This is a genomic window from Streptomyces sp. NPDC019890, assembly GCF_044903445.1.
GTDB lineage: Bacteria > Actinomycetota > Actinomycetes > Streptomycetales > Streptomycetaceae > Streptomyces.
Window position 1 is genome coordinate 142255 of sequence record NZ_JBJDQK010000010.1, and the last position, 22663, is coordinate 164917.

Below are 22663 nucleotides of genomic sequence, written 5' to 3' on the forward strand. Positions count from 1 at the left end.
GAATGTGTAAACGACCACATGCACCCCCTGTGAGGGACGCGATGCTGGCGTGCATCGGACGGAGATACGGGGGAGGTCTGCATGACGGACGGTGCTGTCTACAAGTTCCTGATGAGCGTGGACGCCCGAGGGTCCGGGGGCTATCTGGACGGTGCGAAGCTGCGGATGCGTCAGCGCGTCTACGGCCTGGCGAATGCATCGTTCGCTGCGGTGGGGGTCGGCCCGGCGATGGTGTACCGGGAGGATCGTGGTGACGGGTTCATCGCCGCGATCGACGCCCGGATCCCACCCGCGCAGTTGATCGGCCCCTGGCTGGCCGAACTGCACCAAAGGCTGAGGGCCGGAAACGAAGATCTCGGAAGACCGCTCGGGCTGCGGGTCGGCATGCACGTGGGGCCGGTCGAACAGGACGCCAACGGCTTGGCGGGTGAAGCCATGGACCTGGTGTGCAGGCTGGCCGACGCCGAGGTGACGAAGCAGGTGCTCGCCGCTTCGGCCCGCGATCTGGTGGCCGTGGTGTCGGACGCGCTGTATCAGGCGGTGGTCAGGCACGGCGGCCGCTTCATCGAGCCGCACACCTACCGGCCCGCCCCACTGGAGCTCAAGGAAGGACCGGCCACCGCCTGGTTCCACGTCCCCGGCCAGGAGAGGCCGCCGCTACCGGAGGACGAGGGCTTCCGGGCGCCCCAGGACGGCCCCGCGGGCAGGGACCAGGAAGCAGGGGCGGAGGACGACGAAGCACCGCGCCCCTCCCCTACCGGCCCAACGTCTGCCGACAGGCCGTCTGTTGAGAGGCCGCCTGCCGAGAGGCCGAAGACAGACGACACGCAGCCGGACGAGCGGAGCGGACGCGAAGGGGCCCGGTTCGACATCGACTCCCACGGCGGAGAGGTAGCCGTCGTGGACCGGGCCGTCTTCCAGCAGCCCGTCACGTTCGGCGGGCGCGGTCCGCGCCGCGACGACGAGCGGCGGTCCCTGTGAGCGGTGACGGTGGGGCCGGGGGGCACGGTCAGGACGTAGGCATCGCCCCCAGGCCGGAGGCGCAGAAGCAGGCCGCCCGGCGCGGCTCGGGCGGCGACCGGGGGCGTGACGAAGGCTGGAACGCGGGCGACGGACCGATCGGCGCTCAAGGCAGGGACCGCCGCGGCGTTCGCGACCGTGACGGGGAACGGGACGGCGACCGGGATCGTGGGCGCGACGGCAACCGCGACCGTGACGGCGCCCCGTACGGGAGCAGAGGCGACCATCACGGCGAAGCGGACCGGGGCCACCGGGATCGCGACGGCGAGGACGCCCGCGAGCAGGACCACGAGGGCACCGACGCGGACCGTGACAGCCGCGACCGGGACACCGACGACCAGAGCCGCGAGCGCGAAGAACGGGATGAGCGGGAGCGCCAGAGCGAACGGTTCCGCGAGGCGATGCACGGCCCGCTCGGCGACGACGTGGCCGGCGGCGAACGCGCGAAGAACCGCGCCCGTGAAGAGGCGCGGACTCGCTTCGACGTCCGCGGTTACAACAGCGTCGTCGACCGCAGCGACATCGCCCAGGCCCACTTCGGCGATGTGTACATCGGCGCGCACGAGACCGGCTCTCCCGTGTTCGGCGCGATTCCCGCGGACGAAATGGCGAGGCTGCGCCGGGTCTACCGCCCGCCGCAGGAGTACCAGGCGCTCCGGGACGCGCTGCGTCACCGCAGGGTACTGGTGCTCGGTGGCCCGGAAGGCAGTGGACGGACGACCACCGGCCTCTGCCTCCTCGACGAACTGACCGGCCGACAGGCCCGGACGGCGGCCGGCGGCGGCCAGGAGGAGCAGCAGGACAAGGTCAGCCGTCTCGATCCCTCGGCGCTGACCCGCATCGTGAACGACCCGCAGAGCGTGGTGGACGGCATGCCGCGCGGGGGCGGCTTTCTGCTGCGCCTTCCGGAGGCGCCCGGCGGCTGGGCGGTTCCCGAGGAGCTCCACCTCGACGCGCTTGCCGCCGCGTCGCAGAAGCGCGACGTGTACGCCGTGTTCGTCGTCTCGTCGGCGTCCCCCGGCGGGTCACTCCTCACTGGTCGATACGGCAGGAACTGCCCGCCCGCCCCTGCCCGCGAGCTGCTCTCCGCACAGTTGACGTACCGGCTTTCCGACCAGGACGACGGCGCGAGCGCGCTGACCCGCGCCGAGTTGATCCTCGGGCATCCGCTGTTCCAGAAGGCTTTGGGCGTCGGCGTCGACTCCCTCACCCCGGCAGAGACCGAATTCGTCGCCGACCTGCTCTGTCGGCACGTCGCAGGCCGGATCAACCGCCGGCAGTTGCTCGACGGCTGCGCGCGGGTGGCGGACCGTCAGGCGCACGAGTGGTTCACCGGCACGAGCAGCCTGTTGTGCGGCATCGCGCCGTCGACCGCGGACACCGCGGCGGGCGACGCCCAGGGCCCGCTTCGCGAGGCCGCGTTCCGCATCGCCCTGGCGGTCCTGGACGGTGAGGCCTTCAGCGCGGTCGCCGACGCCGCCGACCAGCTCGCCTGGGAGTTGCTGGTGGCGCGTGACCCCGACAGGGCTCACGGCAGGCCGGTCCTCGCGGAGAACCTCCCGGGTCTGCTCGCCTCGTGCCGGGCCGAAATCGGCCAGGGCGACGACGAGAGTCTCGGCGGCGTGCCGGTGCCCGTACGTACGGTCGCCTATCGCGGGCGCGCACTCGCCGGTGCCGTACTCGCCGAGGTGTGGCGCAATCACCACGCTGCCCGCGCACCGGTGGTGCGGTGGTTGCGCACGCTGGCGGAGGACCCCCGTCCTCAGGTGTGGATGCGGGCCGCGGTCGCCGCGGGTGAGCTGTGCACCGTGGACATGGGGTACGGCTTCGTCGAGCTGATCAGGCCGCTTGGTTCCGCGCCCTCGCTGCGTCGCAGGTACTTCACCGCATCGGCACTCGACCAGGCAGGGCGCCGCGAGCCGTTCCGCTCGGCCGTCAGGTCCGTCGTCGACGAGTGGGCGGACGCAGACTCGCACGGCCTGCGCTGGACGGCGGCGCTGGCGATCGGGTACGGACGGATGACGGACGACACCGCCTCCGCGGTCGACCTGCTCGGTGCACTCGGCACACGCGACGAGGGCGAGCAACTCCAAGTCTGCTCATACTCCTTGGCCAGGCTCGCGGCGGGAAGCCGGGCCGCCGAAGTGCTCGCCGCCCTGATGGTCTGGGTGAACGGGGGGACCGTCGACCACCGGGATCTGGCCCTGCTGGCCGGGGTACGTCTGTTCCTTGCCCATACCGCGGACCTCTGGGAGCGGGAAGGCACGGACGGCGCGGATCCCGACTCCGTGCAAGACGACGGCACACCCGGCGCCGGCCGGTCACGTGGAAACGCGCCGCACGGCGCGGATCCCGCTGTCACGGACGCGGAGCTGGAGCGACGGTCGCAGTGGCCACTCGGGCTCGCGCTCGTCACCGCCGTCCCCGAGGCCGCCGGTTCGCTGGCCGCTCTCCTGTGGTGGACGCTCGACAGTCACCTCTCGGGCGAGGCCGCGCAGAAAGCGCTGCGCGGCTGGCTCAGGGCGGCCGAGGAGGACGCACGTGTCTCCTCCGGCGGTACGCGTACCTACGCCTTCCAGGCGAGCGCCGACGCCGGACCTGAGGAGCTCGAACGGGCCGGACCAGACGCACCCGGACAGATCCTGTCGGCACTGCTGTGGTTCCTGCCGGGGCTGATCAGAGGAGAACGCGACTGGCAGCGCCTCGAGTGGCTGCTGCGAACGATGGCCGAAGACCCCTCGGAACCGGCCACGGCCGTGTTCGGGGGCCATGTGCTGGATCAGGTGGGGGCCGGCCTGCGCAGCCGGCGGGAAGGGGAACAGTGACCGGCGACATCGACGACGAGCTCGGCATCCCGGACGAGATCGCGGGTCCGTTCCTGTCGGAGCGGCGCGTCACCGGGCGGTTTCGCCACGAGGGCGTGCAGACGGCCTCCGTGGTCTTCTATGTGGGCGGCGGGTGCACCGTCATCACCACGGAAGGCGCCCGTGAGATCGAGCCGCACCGCAGGTGGGCGAAGATCTCGACGTTGTGCGAGATCGTCAGGGGACGCCATGTCACCGCGTTCGAGGTGATGCTGCCCGCGGCCGGCGCCGCCACCTTCTTCAAGACGACGGTGTCCCTGCGGTGGGAAGTGACGGACTTCCGTCTGGTCGCCGAGAAACGGCTGCGCAGCGTCGAGGAGGACCTCCGTCCGGAGATCGTGACCCTGCTGCGGCAGGTGTCGGAGCGCTACTCCGTGGACCAGGCCCAGTGGGCCAACCAGGCGATCCGCACCCAGATCGAGAACGGCGAGTGGTCCAGGCTCGGCCGCGACGTGGGCCTGGCGGTGCAGATGTTCGTCGAGGTGGGCACCGACAGGGCCCACATCAAGGCGGTGCAGTCCCGTCGCGAGGAAGAGAGCCAGTTGGCGAAGATCCGCGGCCGCATGCCCCTGTTCGACGGTGTCGCGGGCGACGCGCAGAAGCAGATCGCCCTCTGGCTGTCGTCCACCGATCCCCACCAGATCCACGAAGCACTGAAGGTGCTGCGCGAGGAGGCCGCGGAGGGCCGCAGGGAGAACCAGACGATGGCCCTGCGGATGATGCAGGACGGTCGCATCGCCAGCCCGGAACTCGAGGCGTATCTGCGGGCGCAGGTGATGCCGGAAGCCAGGTCCTGGGCGCCGCCTCCACGGTCCCCCGAATGGGCGGCCGCACCCGCGGCGCCCGCCGCACCGCCACGTCCCGAACTACCGCCCGCCCAGCGTGGTCCCTGGCCGGCCGACCAGGACGACCGCCCGGACCGGGACAGCGATACGGATCGGACCACGGCGGCCTACGGACAGCACGCGTCGTACGACGACGACAGCGCGCCGTACGAGCGGAACACGGCTTATGAAGACCCCGAGACGCGCACAGGACACGCGCCGCGTGTCAGCAGGAGCGACGACGAGCACTGGGCAGCCACCGCCGAGGCGTGGTCCGACGAGGACGACGAGGAGTCGGCATGACCGTCCTCGCCACGGAGTCCGTGGCGGGTCGGCTGCTGGCCGTGATCCGGGAGGACAGCGGCCGTGCCGATATCAAGGCATCGGTACTGCTCACGGTGGTTCTGGCCGTGCCGGCCTTCCTCGTCGGCAGCGACCGGCTGCCGCACCAGCGGTCCACCGTCGGCCTCACCCTGCTGATCCTGTCCGGGATCGCCTGGTCGTTCGGAGCGACCTCGCTCGTGCGGGCGGTGCTGCCGCGAAGCCGTACCGCGCGGACAGAGCCCGGCATCACGTTCTACGCCGATGTGGTGAGGCTGCACAACGACGTCGGGACCGCTGGGGTGGCGGCGGAACTGGCCCGTGCGAGTGAGGACTCCACGGGCTGGCTGATCACCCAGGCCATCGACATGAGCCACATTCTCGCCTCGAAGTACCGCTGCATCCGCTGGGCGGTGGGCGGACTGATCTCGGGGCTGGCCTGTGGGATCGCGGGGTTGCTGCTCGGTTGAGCACGGGGCGTACCGCTGGGCCCGACAGCGGGCCGAGCGATGCAGGTGAAGAGTGGAAATGGAGTGGGGGAGCATGGGGAGTTGTCCATCTGCCGGGCCGAGCGGGCGCGCATCGCGCGCTGCGCGGCACCGGCTGCGACGTACGGTGAGAACGGCCGCCTGCGCGGGGGCCGCGCTGGCCGCGGTGCTGCTCACAGCAACAGGGCCGCACACGGGGACGGCTGTGGGCGCTCACGCCGCGGCCGCCGACAGCGAGTTCACGCCGATCGACCTGGCGATCGCCGTGGACGAGTCGAGCAGCCTTTCCGCGACGGACGTGGATCGCGAGCGTGACGCCGCCGAACGCATCGCCGTGAGTGAGATCTCCGCGAAGTCCCGGCTCACGGTGCTGGGTTTCGCCAGCGCCGACGACGACCGGCAGAGCCCGGTGGACGAGGTCTGTCCGACGGCCGTGCTCAGTGCCGCCCAACGCGAGAAGCTCGGCGACTGCGTGGGGCGGATCGACCGGCGGGGAGAGGGACAGGGGACGGGTACCGACTTCCCCGCGGCCATCCGGCAGGCCGTGACCCGTATGACGGATCACCCGACAGGTGGGCCGCGTGTGCTGTTCCTGCTCACCGACGGTGTGCTCGACGTCTCCAGCAGCCCTTCGTACGGGAAACCTGGCGAGCGGGAGAGCAACGGCAGGACCCAGCTCAAAGAGGCCCTGGCCGAGGCGGCCGCCGCCGAGGTGCAGATCTGGCCGCTCGGCTTCGGCAAGGCGGAGGCGTCGGCCCTCAAGCAGATGGCGGCCGGCGGTTACCAGGGCACCTGCACCAACCGTCCCGACGCGCATCCGACGAGCAAGCTGGTTCCCGATGCCAAGGCCGTCGGGGACGCCTTCCAGAACGCGTTCGCCGCGGCGCGCTGTCTCGTGCCCGAGGACCCCAGGACGGGCAAGCCGCCCACTGACATCCATCTGCGCCTGTCGCCGCTGGCCACCTTCGCGACGATCGTGGTCTCCAAAGGGGACTCGAAGGTCACCGCCACGTACATCGACCCCCGGGGCCAGCAGGTGAAGGCCAACACCGGGGACACGCTGGACGGTTCCACCTTCCAGCTCACCGGTGCGGACCAGGAGGTGGAGTCCCTGCAGATCACCGCTCCGCGGCCGGGCAACTGGACCGTACGCCTGCGGGCGCCGGAGAACCACCGCGACCAGCTCGCCACCGTGGGGGTGCAGTGGCGCGGCCAGGTCGGCTCGTCCATCGTGATGACCCCGGCGTCGCCGCGCCCCGGGGAGCAGGTCACGGTCGATCTGCGGCTGCAGACCAGGGCGGGCGACGCGGTGAGCGATCCCCGGGACCTGGCGAGGCTGAAGGTCTCGGCGCAGCTGACCGGCACCGGATTCTCCCCGCAGCCCGTCAATCTGGCGGACGACGGAAAGGCACCCGACACCAAGGCCGGCGACGGCCGCTTCACCGGCAGCCTCGTGATCCCGCTGAAGGCGACGGGCCATCTCAAGGCGGAGGGTGTTCTCGGCGCCGTCGGCCTGACGGCCGACCACCGTCCGTTCGACAGCGCCATCGCCCGTCCCAACCCTGATGTTGTCGCCAACCTCAGCGTTCACGATGCCACCGTCCATCCGGGCGACAGGCTCGGTTTCACCCTGAAGGCGACCAACAGCTCCGGCAGCGCACGCAGTTTGACACTCGAGATGCTGGGTGTCACGCGGGGCGATGTGCGGATCAGCCCGACCAGTGTGCCGCTCCCCGCGGGAGAGTCGACGACGGTCCACGGCACGATCGCCATCCCGGCCGGGGAGCGCACCCACCGCGTCACCGGCAGGTTCACCGTGTACGACGAGGCGCACCGCGAACAGCCTCTGGACGCACGCCTCGTCACCCTGGACATCGTTCCGCCCCCGAGCTGGCCCGCCAGGCTGTGGCAGCGGTGGAAGTGGCTGATCGTGACCGCCGCGGTCCTGCTGGCGTGCCTCGTCGCGTACCTCGTCCGGCGGCACCGCGCGGTCAAGGAGGTCACCTCGGTCGGTGGACTCACCGTTGTCCTGCTCGTCCCCGAAGGGACGGAGGAACGCGCGACGAGCACGGTCGTGCTCGGACGTCGCGTCAAGGGTGCGTACACCTTCGACGTCGTTGATCCCGCCTCAGCCGATCCCCGGATCGAGGCGCGTTCGTCGGGGCCCTACACCCTCCAGCGGGACAAGAACGGCAGGGCGGTGCTGCGGACCTCCGATGGCGAACAGCAGTTGACACCGGGCGTTTCCGTGCCGCTCGTCCAGGACGTACGGCTACGGGTCGACCGGGGCTCTGCACCGCCCGAGAGCGACCACGACACGGGGCTGACCGGCACCTCCGGGCCGGACGGAGACGACGGCCCCGACTATTCGCACGCGTCGGCGGCCCCCGGCAGCGACGACCTCTGAGGGGATGAACCGATGAAGATCTTCCAGCGCATGCTGTTCGTCGGCCTTGGCGGCACGGGCGGTCAGATAGGCACGGAGCTCGAGCGCCGACTGCGCGCCGAGTTGTGCGGACCTGACGGGACCCTGCTGACCGGAACCGGCCGCAGACAGCCCTACCAGCTCCCCGACTGCCTGCAATTCGTGTACGCGGACTACAGCGAGGCGGAACTCGCCAAGCTGCCGCATCTGAGCGTCGACCCCGCCCTCCAGCCCGCATACGCGCGCACCTCCCGCGCCACGCACGACCTGCTGCCGGCCGGTTTCGACAGCTGCGCCGAGGTCACCCAGATGCTGCGGGCCGGTCTGCGCTCCGCAGTGTCGGACTGGCTGCCGCCGAGCCAGGGCGAGCCGACCGTGACACCCCTGAAGACGGGTGCGGGTCAGCTGCCCACCGTCGGCAGGGCCGCCTTGTTCGCGACCCTGGGCAATGGCCCGGCACCGGTCCTCGAACCTCTGCGGCGCGCCGTCGACGCGATCGGTCTGTCGAACGCCGAGATGAGAGAACTGGGCAACGGGCACCCTCAGGCCGACGGCTGCGCCGTGTTCGTGGCGTTCTCTGTGGCGGGCGGCACCGGCGGCGGCATCTTCCTCGACTACCTGCACCTGATCGGGCAGGTCTTCAGGGAGAAGAACATGAGCGCCACCATCTACCCGCTGGTGGTGATGCCGTCGGCGTTCTCACCGGGACAGGGCGGGGGTCGCGAGGCCGACCTGAACGCGGCGCGCGCTGTGGTGGACCTGTCACGGCTGATCGACGAACAGAACGGCCGCAACGCCCAGTCCGACCTCGGGGACACGGAGCGGCGCGAGACACTGCGCCTGAGCTACCCGCAGATGGCACCGGTACGGCTACGGTCCGGCACCGTACCCACCGCGTTCCTCTTCAGCCCCACCACCGGCATCGGGTCGGACGATCTGCACCGCTCCATCGTCTCGCTCGTCGTGTCCCTGATCGGCACCGATCCTGGTGCGGCCGGGAAGCCCGGATCCGGCTCAGCGCCCGAGGAGGACCAGAGCTTCGCGTCGAACTTTGTCAACGGCGGCATCCGGCGCAACACCAAGTCGCCCATCGGCATTGGCAAGCGGGGCATCTCGTCCAGCCTGGTGGCGTCGATGACCGCGCCGCTGGACGAACTCACCGAGCTGGTCGCCGCCCGCATGCTCGCGCTGGCCGTACGTGACCTCGACAAGGACGAGGCACGCTCGGGCCAGGACCTGGCGCCCCTGGTGAAGGAGATGTTCACCGCGTCGGGCCTGGCGGAGCTGTGGCGCCGCGACCCGCTGCCGGTGCCCGAGCCCGACCCGCTCCCCAAGGGCAGTACCGAGATCGAGAAGGCGCTGCGGGAACGCATCGACAACATGCAGCGGCTGCTGGGCGACCTCAAACTGCGGGCCGACCGCAGAGCACGCGCACTCGCCAAGGATTTCGATCCCACGACCGCCGTCGACAAGATGCTGCGGGCCGTCGATCTGTTCACCCTGGAAGCCGTCGTCAAAGGTGTGCCGGGTCATCAGAACCAGGTGGCCGCACTCGGGTTCCACCGGATGCTGGAAAACCGGCGTCATGAGCCGCCGCGGCCCGTCGGGCTGGACGTCCGTCCGCCCTCGGTACCGCGCATCAAGCGCAAGCTGACCGCGGTGACCCGGCTGCACTGGACCGACGAGGATGTGGCCGCGGCCGTGGCGGAACAGGACCGCTGGTACAAGTGGCGCACCCGGACCGTCTGGCACGAGGCGTGGAACGCGCAGGAAACGCTCTGGCGGCACCGGGCGGACGATCTTCTGGAGGACGTACAGCAGTTGATGGCGTGCTTCCGGGAGCACGTCAAGGAGGAACCGCGCACCTGGAAGCGTGGGGTCAAGGAGCTCTACACCGAACGCGCCGGAGTCTCCTATCTGTTGCCTCCCCAGAAAGAGCTGCGGGACTTCTACGAGGAACTGCGCGAGCGGCTGCTCGAGAGCGAAGGGCTCGGCACCACCGGCAGCGAGGGTGACGTCCTGCTCGAGATCGTCGACGCGGAGCACCGCCAGCTCGCCTACAAGACCGGCCGTCGCACCCCCGGGGACGCCGTCGCCATGGTCAAGGCCGTGTTCCAGCACCATGTGCGGGAGCTGTTCACCGCACGCGGCAGGCGGCGCGCCGCCTCCTTGCTGCCCGGCATGGCGACGCTGCTCGCCGCCGCGGCGGGCGACCCGGCCGCGAAGGACGAGGTCGGCAGCACGGCGGTGCAGCAGTTCGACTACAAGCTGGCAGGACTGCTCCCCCTCAGCTTCACCCCCGAGGGCAACGGTCCCCTCAAGATCCTCATCACCTACCCCAGCCGCCAGGGCAACGCCAACGCGATCAAGGAGTACTTGGAGAAGACGCTCAGACTGCCCAAGGAGGGCAGGCGCGACATCGTCTTCCAGGGCGGTGACGAGAAGTCGATCACGGTCGTGCTGCTGCGCAGCGAGATGAGCCTCTCCCAGATCCCCGGTGTGCGGCAGGTCATGCGGGTGTGGGCCGAAGCGCAGGAGAATCGTCACGAGGAGGACAAACTGCGGTGGCGGCAGCGCCTCGGCTACCAGGACGAGTGGCTGGCCAGCACGGCCCAGGACCGCGCGCACATTCTCCAGCGGCTGCTGTGCGCCATCTGGAACGGGCAGGTCGACTTCCAGGGCCACTTCTCCTCCCCCGAGCGCGTCCGCTTCCGGCTGCACGACGAACTCGGCCCCGACAAGCCGTCCATGACGCTCCGCCTCGAAGACCACCGTGAAGGTGTGTCCAGCTGGTCGAGCCTGCTGCGCGCCTACGAGCGCTGGGCACTGCTCGACGAGGAGCAGTCCATCGTCGTGGAGTACTGCCGCGTCCTCATGGCTGACGTGCTTCCGCAGGGCCTCGGCGCAGCCGGCAGCAAGCCGTCGGACCTCTACCTGAAGCTCGTGCACGAGGTGGCGCCACGCCAGGTGGCCATGCTCGAGGAGGAGGAGCGCCGCTATGGCAGCCGGGTCCTCGAATGGGCGCGTCCGATGAGGGAATTCTGGGCGGAGATCCTTCCCGCCGCCCTCGAACTTCCCTTTCCCGGTGGCGAGGGACAGGGCCCTGCCAACCTGGAGGAACTCGAGGAGTGGGTCCAGGGCGGGGGGTACTCCGACGGGGGTGGCACAGGCCACCCTGCCGCACCGTCCCCCGACGAGCCGAAGCCCCACGGAGGCCGGGGATACGGCTACTCGTCACCGGACGACCGCAGCGGCACCTGGCGCCGGGAACCGTCCCCCTCTCGGGACGAGGCGTCCCGGCCGGTCCATGACCGGGGGGAGTACTGGGCGCGCGACGACCGCGGGGCGCCCCGCTCGCATCGGCCCCAGGAGCTGGCGGCGGAGCGCTCGTACGAAAGGGCCCGGGCACACGGTTCGGGTGAGCCCGTAGTCGGTCAGGAGCACGGCCCGGCTGCCGCCTCCTCGGCGGGGGCGATGCCGCAGAACGGGCAGCCGTACGGAGGCCGGGGAGACGACCAGCCGGCTTGGCCGGGGCCGGGACCGGCCGCGCCCCGGGCGCCCCGGGCGGGCCGGGCGTCACTCGGCGCCCAGCCCCGCCCCACGGCACCCCCGACCGCTCCCCGCCAGCCGGCCGACTACCCCGAGTATCCCGGCCCCGACAGCCTCGAAGATGCGTGGCCCGGTGAGGAGGCCGGGACGCCCTGGGGATTCGGGGGCGACGGAGAGGCCGACTGGGACGACGTCGACAACGACCGGGCCGCCGGCGAACCTTCTGCCGTCCGCCGCGACCCGTGGGAGGAGGATCCCGAGTGACCGCGGACAATGACCTCGGTACTGCGGTCGTTCTCGACCTTCGGACGGAACGGCATCTGCCGCTCACCGCGGGGTCGCTGCGTCAGCTGGTGGCCGCTCACGCCACCAGCGGTGGCGGCCGGGAACCCGAGCACCCACGCTTCCTCGTCCTCGACACCCCTCAGGGCCTGACCGCGCACGCCGCCGCGTACGAACAGATCCTCGGCTATCCGAGCGTCGGCACGGTACGGCTGATCTGTCTGGCCATCGGTCGACTCACCGACAGCCTGTCCGCCGCCGACACGGCCGGCCGCAGCCTCGGGCTCGCCTCGGTACTGCGCGCATCCACCGCCGGAGTTGTGTGGGCCGGGGACCCGCTCGCCGGTGGGGACAGTGCCGCCACGAACGCCGGCGGTACGGAGGCAGCCACGCGCGTCCTCGTCGACCTGCTGCGTACGGCCGAGGTGTTCGACGGAGTGCTGAGGGCGCTGCGGAGCTGCCCTTCGGGGATCGCGGCTCCCGCGGCCCGCGTGGTCGAGTTCGACATTCCGCCGGGGACGAAGGACAGGGCCTGGCGCAGTGCCCTCGCCCGGTTCGCCGGGGAGCCCGAAGAGGCCACCTCAGCGGCAGATACGGGCATACCGGTGGCCGACCTGCCCAGGGATCTGGCCGAGTTGGTCGATACCGGGCCGCCCGTCACGGCGGAGCGGCTGCGAGTGCCTGGTGGGCAGGCGGACACCGCGCACCGGGACGCCGTGCAGGCCCTGCGCTCCGCAGCATCGGCCCGCGCCGCACTGCGCCGCCCGTTCGGCCTGCTGACGGGGCGCAAGACCGCCCAAGAGCTGGTCCAGGCGGTGTTGAGGGCGAGTTCGGCCGCGGACGGCTACCGCAGACTGGTCGGGACCGCGCTGAGCGTCGGCGGGGCTCCCGGGCTGCCGCCGGAGGAAGCGTTGCTCCGGCTGAGAACTGCCGGGGTCCTGCCCCCGAGCGCGCAGCCGCCGGGCACCGCGGCGGGCCCGGCCGACGGTGCGGAGGCGGCGCTCAACGAGCTCGCCTTCGGCATGCTCGCTTCCGGGCTCCCGCTGCGTTCGGTGTCCGCGCGGCTTTCCGCGCTGGCAGAGCGTGTGATGCCGGTGTCCGCCCACGGAAGAGCGGCGGAACTCGAAGCCGCCACGCCGCGCGTATCGACGGTCCACCCCTTTCGCTTCGCGCGCCCGGGACCAGTCGGCTGGGCCCCGGTTGCCGTCATGGCCCTCCTTGCGGGGCTACGGCCGTGGCCGGGCACACTGCTGGTGCTGATCCCGCTGCTGCTGCTGGCCGGAGGTTCGCTGGCAGCCGCATACAACCACCCCGGCCGGACGGACGGCGGGCCCGTCGTCCATGCGGCAGCGGGGCGACTCGGCGCCGGGCTCGTGGGCGGCGCGGCCGGATGGGCCCTGTGCCGCTTCCTCAGCCTTCCCGACTGGGCCTGGATCGCGGGTCTGGTGCTCGGGTGCGTCGGTGCCGTCCTGCTGCTCGTGCATGACTGGCGCAGGTCGGTGGACAGCTGGTGGGCGGACAGCCGGACCAGGGACGTGGGCCGCGAACTCGGGCGGGTCGACACCGTGCTGACCGACGCCCTGCGGCAACAGTGGTGGGCCGCAGGCGAACGGACCCGGTGCGCCGACGGCGCCCGGGCGCTCGCCGGGGCACTTCGTGCGGCGGCCGACAGCGTGAGAGAGCACGAGCCCGCGGCACTCCGGGACACCGTCCCGTTCTCGTACGATCCCGTCCCTGCGCACACCGTCGATGAACGGGCGTCGGTCGTGACCTCCGAGGCCCCCGAACCCGGAGTCACGGCAGAAGAGTTCTGGCCCGGGGACGCCCTGCCCGAGGACGCCTGGAGCGAGCAGCAGCCGGCCGGAACGCTGCAGATCACACCGTGGCAGCCGGATCGGGACGAGATCGGGCACGACCAGACCTGGGCAGCGGACTGGGGCGACGATCCCGGCACCGGACCGGACAGTGCCCCCTTACCCGCCCGGCTGCCCGCCGGTCCACCGGCGGACAGCGGCGCCACCCCGTCCTGGCTCGAACGGAAGGCCGGTGACGGCGGTCCTGAGCTGTTGCCCACTCTCGTCGCGGATCTGGCCGACGCGACGGTCGACGCACTGCGCCGGTTTCTTGGTTCGGCGCACAGCGGCCCGGGCGAGGGCACCGCGGACAGCATGGCGGCCGCGGTCCGCCAGGGCATCGCCGCCGCCCGCACCCATCTCGAACGGGACGGCGTAGTGTCCGTGCCCCGGTTCACCCGGCCCAACCGGCGCAGGGCGGAACCGATGGCGCTGCTCGGCGCCGGTGTCCAGCGGGTCCGCGAGGCACTGGGGGCCGAGTTCCGCCCGGCGGCGTCGCGGCCCCTCTGGTCGCGGGACCAGTTCGCGCTGCTCAGCAAGGATCCGGCGGCCGTGCAGACAGTCACGTTCGCACCTGCCGCCGTCCGAGCGGCTATTGCACGCGGCGAGCCCGAGGGCGGCGCGGCCCGAGGCCCGGTCTGGACCAGCGGGGGCCGGTTCGCCGGCACGGTGCGGCTCACGCCGCTGCGGGACGGCACGGTCGAGACCGTTCGGCGCATCACAGAAGGAACAGCACAACGAACCGAAAACGACGGGGAACGGGCATGGTGAATACGAACGGAACAGCCGTGACCAGTGGTGAGGACCTCACCTTCATCTCGCAGAAGGGCACTCTGCGTTCTGCCTTCGCCCGCTTCGGCCCCGATCTGCCGCGCCTGGTGAGCCCGCCGGCCATGGCCCGTGCCGTCCAGCTCGGTGACGAATGGAAGGGCCTGCAGGTACGGCTGCCGTCGTCGAACGCCAAGGATCACACGGCCTACGGCCTGCTGGAGACGGAGATCAGCACGGCGCTGACCCTGCAGCGCGCCTACGGCACGACATCGTTTCGCAGTCTGTTCCCCGTACTCGTCGGATACGACATGCACGCCGAGGAGCCGTACGCCATCTACGCGGGGCCCCGAGGACGTCCCATCTCCTCGCACACCCAGGGCGTGTCCACCGGTGAGCAGCTCACCATCGAGCGGGATCTCGTCCTGGCAGTGGGGCTGATGGAGGCCGTAGGGCTGGTGCATCGCGGCATCATGCCCGCGGCGGTCCGCTGGGACGGGCAGCGCATCCAGTTGTGGAACCTCGGCTCCAGCACGCGTGCCCGCCGCCCCCGCGATCCATGGGGGGTGTCGCCGTTCGCGTCTCCGGAACAGCGGGCGGGCACCGGGGAGACCGACCCCAGAGACGCCCTGTGGAGCGTCGGACAGGTGATGCACCAGCTGGTCACCGGACGTCCGGGCAGCCCCGACGGCCCCACGGCCCTGCTGAGCTCCCACCGCTCGCTGGAGCAGACCCTGGGCGGCGTCTTCCGGCCCAGGGCGACGGACCGGCCCACCGTGGACGAGCTTCTCGAACTGCTGCATCCCGGCACCCAGGTGCGGTCCCTCGCCCCGGGCGTCACCGACGGACTCGAACCGCACCGCAGGGAGTTCGACGAGGCCATGCGGCGCAAGCACGCGGCACTCCCCGGGCCGACCGCGCCGCCGCCGGATCCCTACTCCGCCGTCCCGATGGAATACCTGCCGGACATCTCCCCGGCCGCGCCCGTCGCGCTCGAGTACGAACCGCGCACGCCACGCAAGCAGCGCCGGCACTGGTTCGTCGGGGGCAGCACATCCACCCGCGACACCGACAGCCGCGAAGGGGGCCAACACCGATGACCGTACCGATGAACTCGGCCGCGGGCTCAGCCGAGGACATGCTGTGCCCCTACTGCCTGGAACCGATCGCATACGACGAAGGGCAGCTCTACACCCGCAACGAGAAGCAGGAGTACAAGCAGCTCGTACTGGCGGGACAGACCAGTCCGCTGCGCAGGGCCGACATTCTGCGCTCCGCGTACCAGCGCTGCGGGAACGTCATCGACGGAAAGCCGCACTACATCGCCGCGCCGTACCTCAGCCACGGCAGGCCGCTGACCGTCGCCATGGTCGGTGACTCCGCAACCGGCAAGACCCACCTGCTGACACAGATGATCGGGGCGATCGTGGACGGCGGCCTCGAGCCGTTCGGCGTCAGCTGGCAGTCCGTCAACCCGCAGCAGCACCAGGAATTCATGGAGAAGCGCGTCGTCCCGCTGAGGGCCGGCGAGATGCTGTCGCACACCGTCTCCACCACGTTCGCCTCGTTCGAGGATGCGCTGCTGCTGACGGGGCCCGACGGCACCACGTGGCCGGTCGCGTTCTTCGACCTCAGCGGCGAGGACCTGCGCCGCACCGACGCCCTGCTGCGCTTCCTCCTGGGCATCGACGCGCTGATCTTCGTCGTCGATCCGCTCCGGGCGCTGCCCACGCCCTATCTGAACCCGCTCCGCGGCCAGCTGGATGTCGCACAGGGCGGTGACCCCGCCTTCCGTACGGTCCTCGACAGGTTGCCGCGCGACGGTTCCTATCTGAGCGTGGCGTCAGCCGTCGTCATCAACAAGTGCGACCTGCTGAGGTTCGAACCGCCCGTGGACCGCTGGCTCGACGAACCGCCGCGTGTCCGGCTGTCGGCCTCCGAGTTCCGTCAGGAGAGCCGCGACGCATACGCCTTCCTGCGCAGTCAGGCAGGAGCCGCCTGGGTCCGCCCCTTCGACACGACGCTGCGCTGCACGCTGCACTTCGCGTCCGCCACCGGAAGCGCCGACCAGGACGGGAGCTTCGTGCACGGCACTCGTCCGCGGCGGGTGCTCGAGCCCCTGGTGTCGGTCCTCGCGATGTGCGGCGTCCTCGGCGAGGGCGATGCCGACGGGCCCGACGCGGTGGGGATGTGACGCCGGGTGGAACAGGTGGACCAGCCGGCCCGCTCGGGCGGGGGCGGCCAGGCGGACCGGGTGGACCACGTGGTCTTCCGGTGGGCCGGCAACCAGGGCTCAACGGGTGCAGGGATCGCCGCAGTCGCCCAGTCCTGCGCCCCTGAGCTCGCGCGGCAGCTGACGCAGGAGTTCGCTCCCGTACTGCGCGTGGAGGGGGACGATGTGCCGACCAGCGTCGTCCGGTTGAGGTTCGGGAACCGTGCCGTCCTGCTCAGGCGCCGCTCGGCGCGCGACGAGCGGGGCCGCCGCTCCACGGTATGCCACGCACTGGTCGGCCCCGGCAAGCAGCTCGGTGCGGGCTTCTGCCTGGCCATCGCGGCGGTGCCCTGGGCCGACCCGGCCTGGATCGACGAGGTGAGCGGCGACATCGACCCGCTCAGCAGGGCGGCGCTGTCGGAGGCGGCCACAGCGGCGAGGCCCGGACTCGTGCACGGTGTCTCGTACGCCCTCGACGCCCTGGTGCCCCTGGTCGCGCAGCTGCTGCGGACCCCGGAAGGACGCGTGTCCGTGCTGCATGCCGAACTGGCCGCATCCGTCGCGCAAGCACGGGAGAAGCGGCCGGACGCCGGCGCCGAGGGCGACACCCCCGACCCGGCGCTGCTCGCGCTCTGGGGGCTGCGCGACATCTTCGGCACCTGGCTGCCGGGAGGCTGGACGTACGCCACGTACGACACGCTGGACTCGCACCCGACACGGGTGACCTTCGTCCGCGCGTGGCTCGCGTCGGCGCAACAGGATCCAGGGCTCACCCGGGTGGCCGTCGACGAGCGGAGAGACGACCGGGCGGCGCGGTGCGCCAGGGACCTGGTCGGTCACTACCGGGCGGCGCTCCGCCAGAGGCCACAGGAACCGTACGAGCCGGTGCTGCGCGGAATCCGGGAGGCCGCCCTGCTTCCGGACGAGGACCGCTACGACGCGATCGAGTGGGCGTTGTTCCCGGACCGCAGGCCGGTCGAGCCCACGGCGGCGGAGACACCCGCGGAGTTGACACGTGCGCAGCCGGAGCAGGGGGCGTGGCAGGAGGCGGAGCGCTCGTGGCGGCGTCGGCAAGCCGAGCAGCGTGAGCGCGACGAAATGGCCGAGCAGCGCAGACAGTTGGAGCTCGAGAAGCTGGAGCAGCAGCGCAGACAACGCGAGCTCGAGAAGCTGGAGCAGCAGCGCAGACAACGCGAGCTCGAGAGACTGGAACAGCAGCGCAGACAACGCGAGCTCGAAGAACAGGCTGAGCAGCAAAGACAGTGGGAGCTCGAGGAGCAGCGGAGACAGGAGCAACTACGTCGGCTGGAGGACCAGGAAGAGGAGGAGATGAGGCAACGTGCCGCTCGGCAGCAGCCGCTGTCGCCGCCTTCTCCCTCAGCTCCGTCGGTCCATCAGCTCAGTGAGCGTTCGGCTCCGCAGCAGCCTTCCGGCTCCGGACAGCTGCCAACCGTCGCTCGTCGGCCGCCGCCCCTCCTCCAGCAACCGCCTGCCGCCGAGCGGTTGACCGACCCGCAACCGGCCGCGCCGCTCGACCCCGTGCCGTCGCGGATGTCCCCACCGGCGCCCGAGGGGCCTGCCGAGCCGGGCCGGAGCGCTCAGGGCGGGCCGGCCGCGGGCGAACCGCGTCCTGTGGAAGGTTCCCTGCCGGTCTCGCAGAAGGTTCCGGGAGACAGCACCACGGCTCTCCTCGAAGGGCTGACCGACGGCGGGAGGTCGCATCACTACGACTTCAACCCGCACCGGTCCGGGGCATCCACGCCTGAGCCGCTTCCCCACAAGCCGGACTATCCGCCCCATTCGTCGGCAGCACTCATTCGTCCTGCTGTTTCGCCGCCCATCGCCGATGCACGTCCCCTCCTGCTTCGGACACCCCCGGCCAAGCTGAAGGTGCACAAACTCCCCAGGAAGCTGCCGAGCCGTCGTGCGCTGTCGGCGGAGGACAGCGCGACTTTGACCCAAGAACTAACCAGACTCGCCAAAAGGGAGCCCTCTTCGGACTACATGGAGAATGACGTCAAGAAGAAACTGAAGACGATCACGGACGAAGAACTCGTGGGGCGACTTCGGTCCAGGACATCACACTACGAGCGCAACCTGATCCTTGGAGCTCTGCGTGACATTCAGCGCTCCAACGAGGAGATCGAGGCGCTGTGCCGTGTGGCGTTGTCCTCCGCATTCCTCCTCCGGGACGAACGGTGGATAGGGGAGGTATACCGGCAGACGGACGACGAGTGGCACTTCTGGGCCGCCTGCTGGCTGTTCCGTTGGCTCTTTCGGCCCTTGCTGGAAAAACATGCCCAAGACACCGGCAGGGTCCTGCAGGAACTTGTCACCGGATCCGACCCCGTCGGTTGGCGCGTTGTCCACGAGCTGATCTTCTGTGCCGACGACGAGGAATTCGCGGCATTGCCGCGCACTGTTCTCGAGCCCGTGATCAAGGAGCTGTGGCAGCGCTCCGACCTCGCCGTCGGCCCTGGCGGTCCCTGAAGCAGGCCGGCCCGGGCGCGCGGGGGCGATCCTCAGTCAGTCGTCAGGGGCGGAGGGCCGCCAGATCCGTACCGGGCAGGTGGATCCAGCCCTCCTGCCGGGCGGCCGCGCGCTCGTCCGGAGAACGCGGCCACAGAGTGTCCCCGATCAGGACGGCGCGAGCGACCAGGGCGCAGACCAGCGCGTCCAGATGGTCGTGGCTGTCCAGACACTGCCCGCGCACCGGCTCGGAGAGCGCCACCCCCAAGCCCGCCTCGACCGAGCGGACGATGTGCTCCCGGACGGCACGCGCTCCGGGCGTGGCGCTCTTGTAGCTACCAGGAAGGCGGATCCCCCACCGCCGCAGTGCGGCAGCGGGGTAGACCTCGGCAACCGGTCCCGACCCGTCCCGGGGCACGGGGACACCGGTCGCCGCGAGTCCATCCAGCAGATAGGCCGCTCGCAGCGCCACGACGCCCAGCAGATCGGTGGACACCGACAGCGGAGGCCGCATCGAGGTTGCCTTCCAGGTGAGGTCGTCGGTGACCCTGAATCGCAGCGCATCCAGACCGGGCCTCCCGTCCGCACGCTCCTCGAACCTGACGGCAGGCGGCAGCCGCTCACCCCGGTGGTGGGCCAGGACCGTTGCCACAAAGCTCGACGGCCAGCCAAGAGGGCAGTCGAGGCCTGTCTTGTCGGCAGCCCGGACAACCGCCAGCAGACCCTCATCCCCCTCGGGCACGACGAACTCCACCGCCAAGCCGTCTCCGCCGCCCCAGCGCACCCGGCACACAGCCGTACGCCGTGCGCTCGCAGCAAGGTCGACCCCCACCGTGACCGACTGTCGTTGTCTCATGCCGCGATCCTCCCGCAGCAGACCGGCAGACCACCGCACCCGTGCGCTACGTGCAATGCCAGACCGGCAGGACAAGCTCCGTCCGGGAACCGGGGCCCGACCGCGGTGCGGGCCCCGAGCGCACTTCCCTTGCCCCAGCCGAGCTCGCGCCGGTACCCGCCGAGCAGACCGGACGCCTCCGTACGTCGTGCTCAGCCCCTGGACGGGGAGCGCCCGCGGTCTCCCGCCGCCTCGAGAAGCGGCGGGAGCACCGAACGCGTCAGACAGCGGACACCTGCGTCCGTGCCCGGTGGAACTGGTTGGCCGGTACCGGGAGCCCGTAGTGCTCGCGGAGGGTCGTGCCTTCGTACTCCTCTCGGAACAGGCCCTTGCCGCGCAGGATCGGCAGCACCTGCTCGATGAAGGTCTCCAGGCCCGACGGCAGGGCGGGTGCCATGATGTTGAACCCGTCCGCGGCACCGCCCTCGAACCACGCGGTGATCGTGTCCGCGACCTGATCGGGAGTACCGATGAACTCGAAGTGACCGCGTCCGCCCCCGAGTCGCGAGATGATCTGGCGAACCGTCAACTCCTCGCGCACCGCGAGCTCGATGATCAGGTCGGAGCGGCTCTGCGACCCCTCCAGCTTCGGCCGCGCCAGGATGAAGTCCGGCAACGGCTCGTCGAGTTCGAACACCGACGGTTCGGTTTCGAAAACCGCAGCCAGCTGGCGCAGCCCGTACTCGGGAACGCGCAGGTCGTCGAACTGCTTCGCCAGTGCCCGGGCTTCCTCCTCGGTCGACCCGATGTACGGGACGATTCCCGGCAGGACGATCACACCGTCCGGATCACGGCCCGCGGCCTTGGCCCGTGCCTTGATGTCTCCGTAGAAGTCGGCCGCGCGCTCGTACGTCTGGTGAGCGGTGAAGATCGCCTCTGCGTGCCGTGCCGCGAAGTCCTTGCCGTCCTCGGAGGAGCCGGCTTGGACGAGCAGCGGGTAACCCTGTGGCGGACGCTCGACGTTGAGCGGTCCGGCCACCTTGAAGTGGCTGCCCTGGTGGTTGAGCTTGTGGATCCGCTCAGGGTCGGCGTAGCGTCCCGTGGCCTTGTCCGCGACGACGGCGTCGGACTCCCAGCTGTCCCACAGTGCCTTGGCGACCCGCAGGAACTCGTCGGCGCGGGCATAGCGCTCCGCGTGGTCGGGACGGTTGTCGAGGCCGAAGTTGGCCGCCTCGTCGGCCCCGGCCGAGGTGACGATGTTCCAGCCGGCGCGGCCGCCGCTGACATGGTCGACCGACGCGAGCCGACGAGCGAGGTTGTACGGCTCGTTGTACGTCGACGACACGGTCGCGATGAGGCCGATCCTGCTGGTCGCCCGGGACAGCGCGGTCAGCAGCGTCAGCGGCTCGAGCTGGCCCGGCGGCCGGAATTCGCCGGTACCGATGAGCGCCGGGCCGTCCGCGAGGAACAGCGAGTCGAACGCGGCGCTCTCGGCCAGCTGAGCCAGCCTGATCCAATGCTGCAGGTCGAAGTCGGCCCGTGGATTGCTGTCCGGGAGCCGCCACGATGCCTCGTGGTGGCCCGCTTCCATGAGGAAGGCGTTGAGGTGGAGCCGGCGCGGTCTCGCGCTCACGAGTGCTCTCCTTTCCGTTGTAGAGGAGTCCGTTCTGGGGTGGACGACCTGGCTCAGTCGACCTTCAGCTTCGAGCTGTCGTAGCCGGCCGGGAGCAGGTTGTCGGTGATGGACGAGACGTCGACCTTCTTGGTGATCTGGCCCGCCTCCAGGAAGGCGTCGGCGAGCTTCTGCTCCGCCTCGATGTCCGACTTCTCCACCGGAGTCACCCGGGACTCGAAGGCAGCCAGGGACGCCTTGGCGTCGGACAGGGGGATGCCCTGCTCCTGGGAGAGCGCCAACGCGTACTTGTCCTCATGCTTGACGGCCCAGGCGAACTCGCGGGCCAGCCGCTTCAGGACATCGGTGAGGGCCGCCCGCTTCGCCGGATCCTTCAGCGACGTGTCACTGGCGACGTAGTAGCTGCTCGTCTGGTCGATCGGCGGGAGGCCCTTCGCCAGGATCCGCGCGCCGTTCTTGACCGCGATCGCCGACTGCGGGTTCCAGATCGACCAGGCGTCCACCTTGCCGGTGTTGAACGCCGTGGCGCCGGCCGCCGGGTCGAGGAAGACCAGCTTCACGTCTTTGGGGGTGAGGCCGACGCTCTTCAGCGCGTTCAGGGCCAGACCGTGCGCCGAACTGCCCTGCGGTACGGCGATCTTCTTGCCCTTGAGGTCACCGAGCGTCTTCAGCTGCGAGCCCTTCGGCACGATGATGTTCTCCAGCGCCTGGGTGGGCCTCAGCGAGCGATTGACCGCGACAACCTTGAAGCCGTACTCCTTCGCGGCACCGGTGATCGGCGGCACATCGCCGACGCTTCCCAGGTCGATGTCGCCCGACGCGGCAGCCTGCACAAGCGGGGGACCGTAGGTGAACCGGGCGAACTTCACCTTGTAGGGCGCGTTGTCGAACACTCCGGTGATCTTCGCCAGGGCCTGGCTTCCGTCACCGCCGTTGTCACCGATGGTGAAGGTGTACTTGCTCCACTCGGGGTGGCTGGAGGCGCTCGACCCGCTCAGCGGCGCGGCCTCCGACGTCGATCCGCACGCGACGAGGGTGCTCGCCAGTGCGAACAGGCCGACGGCGCCGACGAGTCTGGAGTTCCTGAATGCTGTGTTGGGCATGGGTTCTCAGGTGCTTT

The 22663-nt window shown here is 70.7% G+C and carries 13 protein-coding genes; 10 read left to right on the plus strand and 3 right to left on the minus strand.

Annotation, left to right across the window (positions count from 1 at the left end; genetic code table 11):
- The first annotated feature begins 81 nt into the window (after positions 1-81).
- From ACI2LP_RS25755 to ACI2LP_RS25800, 10 genes are all read left to right on the plus strand, one after another.
- Entirely contained in the window at positions 82-981 is a 900-nt protein-coding gene (locus ACI2LP_RS25755) for a hypothetical protein (protein ID WP_404726869.1), read from the plus strand.
- Positions 978-3845, plus strand: coding sequence for a hypothetical protein (locus ACI2LP_RS25760; RefSeq protein WP_404726870.1), 2868 nt, complete (start codon positions 978-980; stop codon positions 3843-3845). The genes ACI2LP_RS25755 and ACI2LP_RS25760 overlap by 4 nt, the downstream gene beginning before the upstream one ends.
- Positions 3842-5011, plus strand: a complete 1170-nt coding sequence (locus ACI2LP_RS25765) for a hypothetical protein (protein WP_404726871.1) — start codon at positions 3842-3844, stop codon at positions 5009-5011. Before ACI2LP_RS25760 ends, ACI2LP_RS25765 begins: the two co-directional genes overlap by 4 nt.
- Entirely contained in the window at positions 5008-5499 is a 492-nt protein-coding gene (locus tag ACI2LP_RS25770; protein WP_404726872.1) for a Pycsar system effector family protein, read from the plus strand. Before ACI2LP_RS25765 ends, ACI2LP_RS25770 begins: the two co-directional genes overlap by 4 nt.
- Before the next feature lie 223 nt (positions 5500-5722).
- Positions 5723-7924 carry a VWA domain-containing protein gene (locus ACI2LP_RS25775; protein ID WP_404726873.1) on the plus strand — a complete coding sequence of 734 codons (2202 nt, stop codon included), beginning with the start codon at positions 5723-5725 and terminating at the stop codon, positions 7922-7924.
- A gap of 12 nt (positions 7925-7936) precedes the next feature.
- A complete protein-coding gene (locus tag ACI2LP_RS25780) occupies positions 7937-11755 on the plus strand; it encodes a tubulin-like doman-containing protein (RefSeq protein WP_404726874.1) in 3819 nt (1272 codons plus the stop codon).
- On the plus strand, positions 11752-14397 hold the full coding sequence (locus ACI2LP_RS25785) for a hypothetical protein (RefSeq protein ID WP_404726875.1): 2646 nt from the start codon (positions 11752-11754) through the stop codon (positions 14395-14397). Before ACI2LP_RS25780 ends, ACI2LP_RS25785 begins: the two co-directional genes overlap by 4 nt.
- A gap of 17 nt (positions 14398-14414) precedes the next feature.
- Positions 14415-15494 carry a hypothetical protein gene (locus ACI2LP_RS25790; protein ID WP_404726876.1) on the plus strand — a complete coding sequence of 360 codons (1080 nt, stop codon included), beginning with the start codon at positions 14415-14417 and terminating at the stop codon, positions 15492-15494.
- Complete coding sequence (locus tag ACI2LP_RS25795; RefSeq protein ID WP_404726877.1) at positions 15491-16588, plus strand: hypothetical protein; 1098 nt, start codon at positions 15491-15493, stop codon at positions 16586-16588. Before ACI2LP_RS25790 ends, ACI2LP_RS25795 begins: the two co-directional genes overlap by 4 nt.
- 15 nt (positions 16589-16603) lie before the next feature.
- Positions 16604-19096 (plus strand): MAP7 domain-containing protein, encoded by a 2493-nt coding sequence (locus ACI2LP_RS25800; protein WP_404726878.1) that lies wholly within the window; start codon positions 16604-16606, stop codon positions 19094-19096.
- 43 nt (positions 19097-19139) lie between these two features.
- Here the strand turns inward: ACI2LP_RS25800 and ACI2LP_RS25805 are convergent, their stop codons facing one another.
- The 3 genes from ACI2LP_RS25805 to ACI2LP_RS25815 all read right to left on the minus strand — a co-directional run bounded on the left by ACI2LP_RS25805 (position 19140) and on the right by ACI2LP_RS25815 (position 22646).
- A complete protein-coding gene (locus tag ACI2LP_RS25805) occupies positions 19140-19931 on the minus strand; it encodes a DUF429 domain-containing protein (RefSeq protein ID WP_404726879.1) in 792 nt (263 codons plus the stop codon).
- 259 nt (positions 19932-20190) lie between these two features.
- Positions 20191-21543, minus strand: a complete 1353-nt coding sequence (locus ACI2LP_RS25810) for an LLM class flavin-dependent oxidoreductase (RefSeq protein ID WP_404726880.1) — start codon at positions 21541-21543, stop codon at positions 20191-20193.
- Between the two features lie 53 nt (positions 21544-21596).
- Complete coding sequence (locus ACI2LP_RS25815) at positions 21597-22646, minus strand: aliphatic sulfonate ABC transporter substrate-binding protein (RefSeq protein WP_404726881.1); 1050 nt, start codon at positions 22644-22646, stop codon at positions 21597-21599.
- Between the last annotated feature and the right edge of the window lie 17 nt (positions 22647-22663).